General features: G+C 70.2%; 10 protein-coding genes. 4 read left to right on the top strand and 6 right to left on the bottom strand.

What is annotated here, in order from left to right; translation table 11 throughout:
* Positions 1 to 102: 102 nt before the first annotated feature.
* Positions 103 to 561, bottom strand: coding sequence for a GNAT family N-acetyltransferase (locus ACFWGJ_RS38345; RefSeq protein WP_387333580.1), 459 nt, complete (start codon positions 559 to 561; stop codon positions 103 to 105).
* Positions 562 to 819: 258 nt separating this feature from the next.
* On the opposite strand from ACFWGJ_RS38345, the gene ACFWGJ_RS38340 reads away from it, so the two are divergent.
* Entirely contained in the window at positions 820 to 1,587 is a 768-nt protein-coding gene (locus ACFWGJ_RS38340) for a response regulator transcription factor (RefSeq protein ID WP_107015605.1), read from the top strand.
* On the opposite strand, the gene ACFWGJ_RS38335 is transcribed toward ACFWGJ_RS38340, so the two are convergent.
* Positions 1,546 to 2,043, bottom strand: coding sequence for a MarR family winged helix-turn-helix transcriptional regulator (locus tag ACFWGJ_RS38335; RefSeq protein ID WP_210880865.1), 498 nt, complete (start codon positions 2,041 to 2,043; stop codon positions 1,546 to 1,548). The genes ACFWGJ_RS38340 and ACFWGJ_RS38335 overlap by 42 nt on opposite strands.
* A gap of 118 nt (positions 2,044 to 2,161) precedes the next feature.
* On the opposite strand from ACFWGJ_RS38335, the gene ACFWGJ_RS38330 reads away from it, so the two are divergent.
* Both ACFWGJ_RS38330 and ACFWGJ_RS38325 read left to right on the top strand, forming a co-directional pair.
* On the top strand, positions 2,162 to 2,980 hold the full coding sequence (locus ACFWGJ_RS38330; protein ID WP_387333579.1) for a trans-aconitate 2-methyltransferase: 819 nt from the start codon (positions 2,162 to 2,164) through the stop codon (positions 2,978 to 2,980).
* A gap of 4 nt (positions 2,981 to 2,984) precedes the next feature.
* Entirely contained in the window at positions 2,985 to 3,368 is a 384-nt protein-coding gene (locus ACFWGJ_RS38325; RefSeq protein ID WP_387333578.1) for a VOC family protein, read from the top strand.
* On the opposite strand, the gene ACFWGJ_RS38320 is transcribed toward ACFWGJ_RS38325, so the two are convergent.
* The 4 genes from ACFWGJ_RS38320 to ACFWGJ_RS38305 are packed head-to-tail and all read right to left on the bottom strand — an operon-like array spanning position 3,343 to position 5,559.
* Positions 3,343 to 3,591 (bottom strand): type II toxin-antitoxin system RelE/ParE family toxin, encoded by a 249-nt coding sequence (locus ACFWGJ_RS38320; protein ID WP_383948468.1) that lies wholly within the window; start codon positions 3,589 to 3,591, stop codon positions 3,343 to 3,345. The genes ACFWGJ_RS38325 and ACFWGJ_RS38320 overlap by 26 nt on opposite strands.
* Positions 3,588 to 3,839 (bottom strand): type II toxin-antitoxin system Phd/YefM family antitoxin, encoded by a 252-nt coding sequence (locus tag ACFWGJ_RS38315; protein ID WP_107015610.1) that lies wholly within the window; start codon positions 3,837 to 3,839, stop codon positions 3,588 to 3,590. The genes ACFWGJ_RS38320 and ACFWGJ_RS38315 overlap by 4 nt, the downstream gene beginning before the upstream one ends.
* Positions 3,840 to 3,880: 41 nt before the next feature.
* A complete protein-coding gene (locus ACFWGJ_RS38310) occupies positions 3,881 to 4,552 on the bottom strand; it encodes a TetR/AcrR family transcriptional regulator (protein ID WP_055617961.1) in 672 nt (223 codons plus the stop codon).
* Positions 4,549 to 5,559 carry an acyl-CoA desaturase gene (locus tag ACFWGJ_RS38305; protein ID WP_387333577.1) on the bottom strand — a complete coding sequence of 337 codons (1,011 nt, stop codon included), beginning with the start codon at positions 5,557 to 5,559 and terminating at the stop codon, positions 4,549 to 4,551. The genes ACFWGJ_RS38310 and ACFWGJ_RS38305 overlap by 4 nt, the downstream gene beginning before the upstream one ends.
* Before the next feature lie 298 nt (positions 5,560 to 5,857).
* Between ACFWGJ_RS38305 and ppc the strand changes: the two genes are divergently transcribed.
* A complete protein-coding gene (ppc, locus tag ACFWGJ_RS38300) occupies positions 5,858 to 8,590 on the top strand; it encodes a phosphoenolpyruvate carboxylase (protein ID WP_387333576.1) in 2,733 nt (910 codons plus the stop codon).
* The last annotated feature ends 40 nt before the right edge of the window (positions 8,591 to 8,630 follow it).

Raw genomic sequence — 8,630 nt, 5'->3', positions numbered from 1 at the left:
GGCTGAAAGAAATCCACCGGTCCGGGGCCATCTCAGCCCGTCCGGCGTTTGAGGACACAGTGACGGGACGGGTAGGGGCGGCGGGGGCGAGAAAAGGCACTGTCAGGGCAGCAGGCGCTTCGTCAGGGTGTACTCCGTGATCCCCGGGGGATAGTCGGGGATCGCGCACACCACCTCGTACCCCTGCTTCCGGTAGAAGTCCGGCGCCTGGAAGTCCCACGTCTCCAGCCGGGAGGCCCGGCACCCCCGCGACGACACGGCCAGCCGCTCCGCCCGGGACAGCAGATGCGACCCGAGCCCGCTCCCGCGGTGGCGCCCGTCGACCCAGAGATAGGCGACATGCAGCCACGTCGCCCACGTGTGCCCGACCAGCCCGCCCGCGACCGATCCCCCCGGCTCCAGCGCCCACACGTGGAGCGGAACTTCCCGTTCACCAGGGGTTCCGCTCAGGGAACGCAGCATCGGAGACGCCGCCGTATTGGCCTCCCGCAGCCGGGACCGCAGGAATTGGCCACGCTCTTTGTCGACTTCTGTCTCGATACGAAACATACGGCTCACCATAAACGCGTCGGCCAATCAGTTCTGCAAATCACCTTCCGCTCCTGCCGCACGGCCTTACTCTGATGAGCAGCACCGGTGGGGGCCGGTGCCGATCAGGGGGCGAGACAGTCGGGTACGACGCCCGAAGTGGGGGTAGCAGTCTCAGCACGGCGGCGGCCGTGCAACTGCGGCACCCCGTTTCCTGAGCCGACAGGAGGCTCGGGAACACCTCGGGCGCCGTACCTGCGCCGGTCCGTCCCCCGACCAGTGGGGGTTTCTGTGGTTCGCATCCGTGTTCTGGTCGTCGACGACCATCGTATTTTCGCCGAGTCGCTCGCCGCCGCCCTGGCCGCCGAGCCCGATGTCGACGTCTCCGCGGCGGGCAGTGGCCCGGCCGCGCTGCGCTGCCTGGAGCGGGCGGTCGCGGAAGGCCGCAGGTTCGACGTGCTGCTCGTGGACGCCGACCTCGGCGGCAACGTGCCGGGTGTCCGCCCGGCCGTGCCCGTGCACGACAACAACGAAGAAGGCCTGGTCGACGGCATCTCGCTGGTGGCGGGCGTCCGTTCGGGCCAGCCCGGTGTCCGTACCGTCGTACTCGCAGAGAAGGACGATCCGCGGCGTGCGGCTCTCGCCCTGCAGGCGGGCGCCTCGGGCTGGGTGGCCAAGGACTGCTCGCTGTCCCGGCTGCTGACCGTCATCCGGGGGGTGCTGCGGGACGAGACGCATCTGCCGCCCGCCCTGCTCACGGGAGTACTGCGTGAGCTGACCGCCGCCCGCAAACACCGCACCGAGAGCGAGCGGCTCGTGGAGTCGCTGACCCCGCGCGAGCGCGAGGTGCTGCGGTGCATGGTGGCGGGGCTGGGGCGCAAGGCGGTCGCCGAGCGGCTGTTCCTCTCCCCGCACACGGTCCGCACGCATATGCAGAACGTGCTGGGCAAGCTGGGCGTGCACTCGACGCTCGCGGCCGTGGCGCTCGCCCGCCGGGCCGGGGTCGGTCCGGTGGACCTAGCCGGGGATGTTGTCGAACGGGGCGGTCAACTGGCGTAGCAGCCCGGCCAGTTCGCCGCGCTGGGCCCGGCTGAGCTCCGCGAGGATCGCGCGCTCCTGGTCGAGGAGTCCGGCGAGCGCCTGGTCGGCGCGGTCGCGTCCCTCCCCGGTGAGGCGCACGAGTACGCCCCGGCGGTCGCTGGGGTCGGGCAGCCGCTCCACGAGGCCCTTCTTCGCGAGCCGGTCGATGCGGTTCGTCATCGTGCCCGAGGTGACGAGGGTCTGCGTGAGCAACTGCCCAGGGGAGAGCTGGTACGGGGCTCCCGCGCGCCTCAGTGAGGTCAGCACGTCGAACTCCCAGGGCTCCAGGGCGTGCTCGGCGAACGCGATGCGCCGGGCCCGGTCCAGATGCCGCGCGAGCCTGCTCACGCGGCTGAGCACTTCGAGTGGTTCCACGTCGAGGTCGGGGCGCTCCCGGCGCCATGCTGCGACCAGCCGATCGACCTCGTCCTCCATGGCGATCAGTGTAGTGGTTGTGTCGATGTGAAGTCTCTTGATGTGAAGTATCTTGACGGCGAGAGAGTTGGGGTGTGAGGGTGGAGGCAGGCCCGCCCGACCCCCTTGGAGGCTCCCGATGTCCGCCACCACCACTCCCACCTGGGATCCGGGGCAGTACCTGCGCCACGCGGAGCACCGCGTCCGCCCCTTCGCCGAGCTCCTCGGCCGCGTTCCCGGCCTGCCGGGCGACCCGGCCCGGATCGCCGACCTGGGCTGCGGACCCGGCAACGTCACGGTCCAGCTCGTCGAGAGGTGGCCGGGCGCGTACGTCACCGGGTACGACAACTCCCCTCAGATGCTGGCCCGGGCCGAGGAGCACGCGGGGCCGACCGCCGGTGGCGGCGGCCTGGACTTCGCCCACGCGGACCTCACGCAGTGGGCGCCGACGGAGACGTACGACCTGATCGTCTCGAACGCCGCCCTGCAGTGGGTGCCGGGGCATCTGGAGGCGTTCGGGGCGTGGCTCGACGCGCTGGCCGCCGGCGGCACCTTCGCCTTCCAGGTGCCGAACAACATCGACGCGCCCCTGCATGCCCTGATGCGCGAACTCGCCGCCTCCCCGCGGTGGAAGGGGCGGCTGGCGGGAGTCCTGCGCTCCGAGGACTCGGTGCACACGCCGCTCGTCTACCTGGACCGGCTGGCGCGGCTGGGATGCGAGGTGGACGTCTGGGAGACGACGTACATGCAGCTCCTTCAGGGCGAGGACGCGGTCCTCGACTGGTCCAAGGGCACGGGAATGCGGCCGGCGCTCACGGCCCTCGCCGACGACCCGGAAGCCAGGGACGCCTTCACCGCCGAATACCGCGACCTGCTCCGCACGGCCTACCCGACGGCCCCGTACGGCACGGTCCTGCCGTTCCGGCGGCTGTTCGCGGTGGCACGGAAGGCTTCTTGAACAGATGCTGACGGCCGTGGACCACATCCAGCTCGCCGCGCCACCGGGCTCGGAACCGGTCCTGCGCGACTACTACGCCGACGTCCTCGGCATGACCGAGATCCCCAAGCCGCCTGCACTCGCCGCACGCGGAGGCTGCTGGTTCCGGGCGGACGGCGTGCACCTGCACTTGGGGATCGAGCACGACTTCCACCCCGCGAAGAAGGCGCATCCAGGGCTGCGGGTGGTGGATATCGAGTCGTTCGCGGCTCGTCTTGCCGCCTGCGGAGCCCCGGTGGCCTGGGACACCGGGCTTCCGGGGCATCGGCGGTTCTACTCCGAGGACCCGGTCGGCAACCGGCTGGAGTTCCTGGAGCCCTGTCTCAGGGCGTGCGGCCCAGGTTGGTGACCAGGATGCGGATCACGTCCTCGTCGATCACGTAGAGGACGCGGTAGTCACCGACGCGGAGCCGCCGGATGTTCGGTCCGTAGGCGGTCGAGCCGGTGGGGCGCGGCTCCTTGGCGAGGGTGTCGACGGCTTCGTAGACAGCGGCGAGTCCCGCGGGGTCGTCCTTGAGGAACCGCACGGCCGCGTTGGTGGCGCTCGGTTCCCAGGTGATTCGGTAGGTCATGGCCGCAGCCCCAGCATGCGCCCGACTTCCTCGTGGCTTACGCCCTCGCCCAGCGTCCCCTCCGCCTTGCGGCGCTGGTAGTCGGCGGCCGCGAGCGCGTCCTCCAAGTCCTCTATGACCTGTGGCGAGACGAGTAGCGCCGCCACGTGACCGTGGTCGGTGAGGGCGATGGTCTCGCGGCCGTGGGCCGCGCGGCGGACGAGGTCACCGAGCTGGGAACGGGCGGCGCTGATCGCGATCTCAGTCATGGGCGTATTGGTATCACAAGGTTCACGTTGTGGCTCATACACTAACTCTTTCGGCGCCCTATCAGCCGGGGCTTCGCCTCCAGGCCGTCCAGGCCGTGCCAGGCCAGGTTGACCAGGTGGGCCGCCACCTCCGCCTTCTTGGGGCGGCGGACGTCCAGCCACCACTGGCCCGTGAGGGCGACCATGCCCACCAGGGCCTGGGCGTACAGGGGAGCCAGTTTGGGGTCGAAGCCGCGGCGCTTGAACTCGCGGCCCAGGATGTCCTCCACCTGCGTGGCGATGTCCGAGATCAGGGACGCGAAACTGCCCGTCGACTGGGGGATCGGGGAGTCGCGGACCAGGATGCGGAAACCGTCCGTGTACTCCTCGATGTAGTCGAGGAGGGCGAAGGCCGCCTGCTCGCAGAGTTCGCGGGGGTGGCCCGCGGTGAGGGAACTGGTCACGCCGTCCAGGAGGCGGCGCATCTCGCGGTCGACCACCACCGCGTACAGGCCCTCCTTGCCGCCGAAGTGCTCGTACACGACCGGCTTGGAGACGCCGGCCTTCGCCGCGATCTCCTCCACCGAGGTCGCCTCGAAGCCCTTCTGCGCGAAGAGGGTGCGGCCGATCTCCAGCAACTGGGCCCGTCGCTCCGCCCCCGTCATCCGGGTACGGCGTGCGCGCCGCGGCTTTTCATTGCTGGGTGTGCTGGAGTCGGCCACGCCGTCAATCATGCCGCCTCGGCCGCCTCCGGCTTGCGCCGGGCGCCCTTCCCGTCCGGGTTACGGCGGGAATCGATACGCGAGCGTGACGGCCAGCGCACGTCGTACGCCCAGCCGAAGCGCTCGAACCAGCGGATCAGGCGGGCCGACGAGTCCACCTGGCCGCGCTCCACGCCGTGCCGGGCCGACGTCGGGTCCGCGTGGTGGAGGTTGTGCCAGGACTCGCCGCAGGACAGGACGGCCAGCCACCAGACGTTCCCCGAGCGGTCACGCGACTTGAAGGGGCGCTTGCCCACCGCGTGGCAGATCGAGTTGATCGACCAGGTCACGTGGTGCAGCAGCGCCACCCGGACCAGGGAGCCCCAGAAGAAGCCCGTGAACGCGCCCCACCAGGACATCGTCACCAGGCCGCCGATCAGCGCGGGGAGCGCGATGGACAGGCCCGCCCACAGGAGGAACTGGCGGGAGATCGCGCGAAGGGTCCTGTCCTGGATCAGGTCCGGCGCGTACTTCTCCTGCGGAGTCTGCTCCTCGTCGAACATCCAGGCGATGTGGGCCCACCACAGGCCCTTCATCAGGGCCGGGACCGTCTCACCGAAGCGCCACGGCGAGTGGGGGTCGCCCTCGGCGTCGGAGAACTTGTGGTGCTTGCGGTGGTCGGCCACCCAGCGCACCAGCGGCCCCTCGACAGCCATGGAGCCGGCGACGGCCAGCGCGATGCGCAGGGGCCGCTTCGCCTTGAAGGCGCCATGGGTGAAGTGCCGGTGGAAGCCGATCGTGATGCCGTGGCAGCCCAGGAAGTAGAAGAACACCAGCAGGCCGAGGTCCAGCCAGCTCACACCCCAGCCCCAGGCCAGCGGAACCGCCGCGAGGACGGCCAGGAACGGGACGGTGATGAAGAGGAGAAGGGTGATCTGCTCGATGGAGCGCTTCTTCTCGCCGCCCAGCGTGGCGGAGGGGACGGAGGAGTCGTCGTGCGCCCTCGGGGCGTCATCGATCACGTCGGAACTTGTGGTCATGGGGGCGTCCCCTGTGGGGTCGAGGAGGGTGGGTGTGGCCGATAAACGTGGCTGTGGGTAGCCGGAAACAGCGCTTACGGTTCCGTAACCTACGGCGTCGTAAGTATGGCAGCGCGTTGCTCCGGGGCAAGAGCCCGAGAGACTGCGCGTCCGGATGGACACCTATCCTTGGTCTCGGTCGGACAGCGCGGTCCGCTCTGTTTCATTCCCGTATGCCCAGCCGCTGATGCGGCACGAGCCGCCTCGGGCCGACGGGTTCCCCTCCAGACGAGCTTCAACACTGCAAGGAGCCGCACCTGTGAGCAGTGCCGACGACCAGAACACGACAACGGGCAGTGAACTGCGCGCCGACATCCGCCGCCTCGGAGATCTGCTGGGCGAGACCCTCGTACGGCAGGAGGGCCCCGAGCTCCTGGAACTGGTCGAGAAGGTCCGCCGTCTCACCCGCGAGGACGGTGAAGCCGCCGCCGAACTGCTGCGCGGCACCGAACTGGAGACCGCGGCCAAGTTGGTCCGCGCCTTCTCCACCTACTTCCACCTGGCCAACGTCACCGAGCAGGTGCACCGCGGCCGCGAGCTGCGCGCCCGGCGTGCCGCCGAGGGCGGACTGCTCGCCCGGACGGCCGACCGCCTCAAGGACGCCGACCCCGAGCACCTGCGCGCCACCGTCAAGAACCTCAACGTCCGCCCCGTCTTCACCGCGCACCCCACCGAGGCGGCCAGACGCTCGGTACTCAACAAGCTGCGCCGCATCGCCGCCCTGCTGGAGACCCCGGTCATCGAAGCCGACCGGCGCCGCTACGACACCCGTCTGGCCGAGAACATCGACCTGGTCTGGCAGACCGACGAGCTGCGCGTCGTGCGCCCCGAACCGGCCGACGAGGCCCGCAACGCCATCTACTACCTCGACGAACTGCACGCCGGCGCCGTCGGGGACGTCCTGGAGGACCTCACCGCGGAACTGGAGCGCGTCGGCGTCCAGCTGCCGGACGAGACCCGCCCCCTCACCTTCGGCACCTGGATCGGCGGCGACCGCGACGGCAACCCGAACGTGACCCCACAGGTCACCTGGGACGTCCTCATCCTCCAACACGAGCACGGCATCAACGACGCGCTGGAACTGATCGACGAACTGCGCCACTTCCTCTCCAACTCCATCCGCTACACCGGCGCCACCGAGGAACTGCTCTCCTCACTGCAGTCCGACCTGGAGCTGCTGCCGGAGATCAGCCCCCGCTACAAGCGCCTCAACGCCGAGGAGCCCTACCGGCTCAAGGCCACCTGCATCCGGCAGAAGCTGGAGAACACCAAGCTCCGCCTGGCCAAGAACATCCCGCACGAGGACGGCCGCGACTACCTCGGCACCGCCGAGCTGCTGCGCGACCTCACGCTCATCCAGACGTCCCTGCGCGAGCACCGCGGCGCCCTGTTCGCCGACGGCCGCATGAACCGTACGATCCGCACGCTCGCCGCCTTCGGCCTGCAGCTCGCCACCATGGACGTACGAGAGCACGCGGACGCCCACCACCACGCGCTCGGGCAGCTCTTCGACCGGCTCGGCGAGGAGTCCTGGCGCTACGAGGACATGCCACGCGAGTACCGGCACAAGCTGCTCGCCAAGGAACTGCGCTCGCGCCGGCCCCTCGGACCCACCCCGGCCCCGCTGGACGCCGCCGGCCGAAAGACCCTCGGCGTCTTCGAAACCGTCAAGAAGGCGCTGCGGGTCTTCGGACCCGAGGTCATCGAGTCGTACATCATCTCGATGTGCCAGGGCGCCGACGACGTGTTCGCCGCCGCCGTGCTCGCCCGCGAGGCCGGACTCCTCGACCTGCACGCCGGCTGGGCGAAGATCGGCATCGTGCCGCTCCTGGAGACGACCGACGAGCTCAAGGCCGCCGACACCATCCTTGAGGACATGCTGTCCGACCCGTCCTACCGGCGGCTCGTGGCCCTGCGCGGCGACGTCCAGGAGGTCATGCTCGGATACTCCGACTCGTCGAAGTTCGGCGGCATCACCACGAGCCAGTGGGAGATCCACCGGGCCCAGCGGCGCCTGCGTGACGTCGCACACCGGTACGGCGTACGCCTGCGGCTCTTCCACGGCCGCGGCGGCACCGTCGGCCGCGGTGGCGGCCCCTCGCACGACGCGATCCTCGCGCAGCCGTGGGGCACGCTGGAGGGCGAGATCAAGGTGACCGAGCAGGGCGAGGTCATCTCCGACAAGTACCTCGTGCCGTCGCTGGCCCGGGAGAACCTCGAACTGACCGTCGCGGCCACCCTCCAGGCGTCCGCGCTGCACACCTCCCCACGCCAGTCCGACGAGGCGCTCGCCCGCTGGGACGCCGCCATGGACGTCGTCTCCGAGGCCGCCCACGCCGCCTACCGCCGGCTGGTCGAGGACCCGGACCTGCCGACCTACTTCCTCGCCTCCACACCGGTCGACCAGCTCGCCGACCTGCACCTGGGCTCGCGGCCCTCCCGCCGCCCCGGCTCGGGCGTCTCCCTCGACGGCCTGCGCGCCATCCCGTGGGTGTTCGGCTGGACCCAGTCCCGGCAGATCGTGCCCGGCTGGTTCGGCGTCGGCGCCGGCCTCAAGGCACTGCGCGAGGCCGGCCTCGACAGCGTCCTGGAGGAGATGCACGAGCAGTGGCACTTCTTCCGCAACTTCATCTCCAACGTCGAGATGACGCTCGCCAAGACCGATCTCAGGATCGCCCGCCACTACGTCGAGACCCTCGTCCCCGAGGAGCTCCAGCACGTCTTCGCCACCATCGAGGCCGAGCACGAACTGACCGTCCGCGAGGTGCTGCGCATCACCGGTGAGCCCGAACTCCTCGACGCCCACCCGGTACTCAAGCAGACCTTCACCGTCCGCGACGCCTACCTGGACCCGATCTCCTACCTCCAGGTGGCCCTCCTCAAGCGGCAGCGCGACGCGGCAGCGGCCGGCTCCGAGCCGGACCCGCTGCTGTCCCGCGCCCTGCTCCTGACCGTCAACGGAGTGGCGGCGGGTCTGCGCAACACCGGCTGACCCGCCGACACACGCAAGGGGGCCGGGCGGTCGCCACGAC

Source organism: Streptomyces sp. NPDC060205 (genome assembly GCF_042728395.1).
GTDB lineage: Bacteria > Actinomycetota > Actinomycetes > Streptomycetales > Streptomycetaceae > Streptomyces.
The sequence above is the reverse complement of the archived record's forward strand: the minus strand, read 5'-3'. Positions and strand labels throughout refer to the sequence as shown.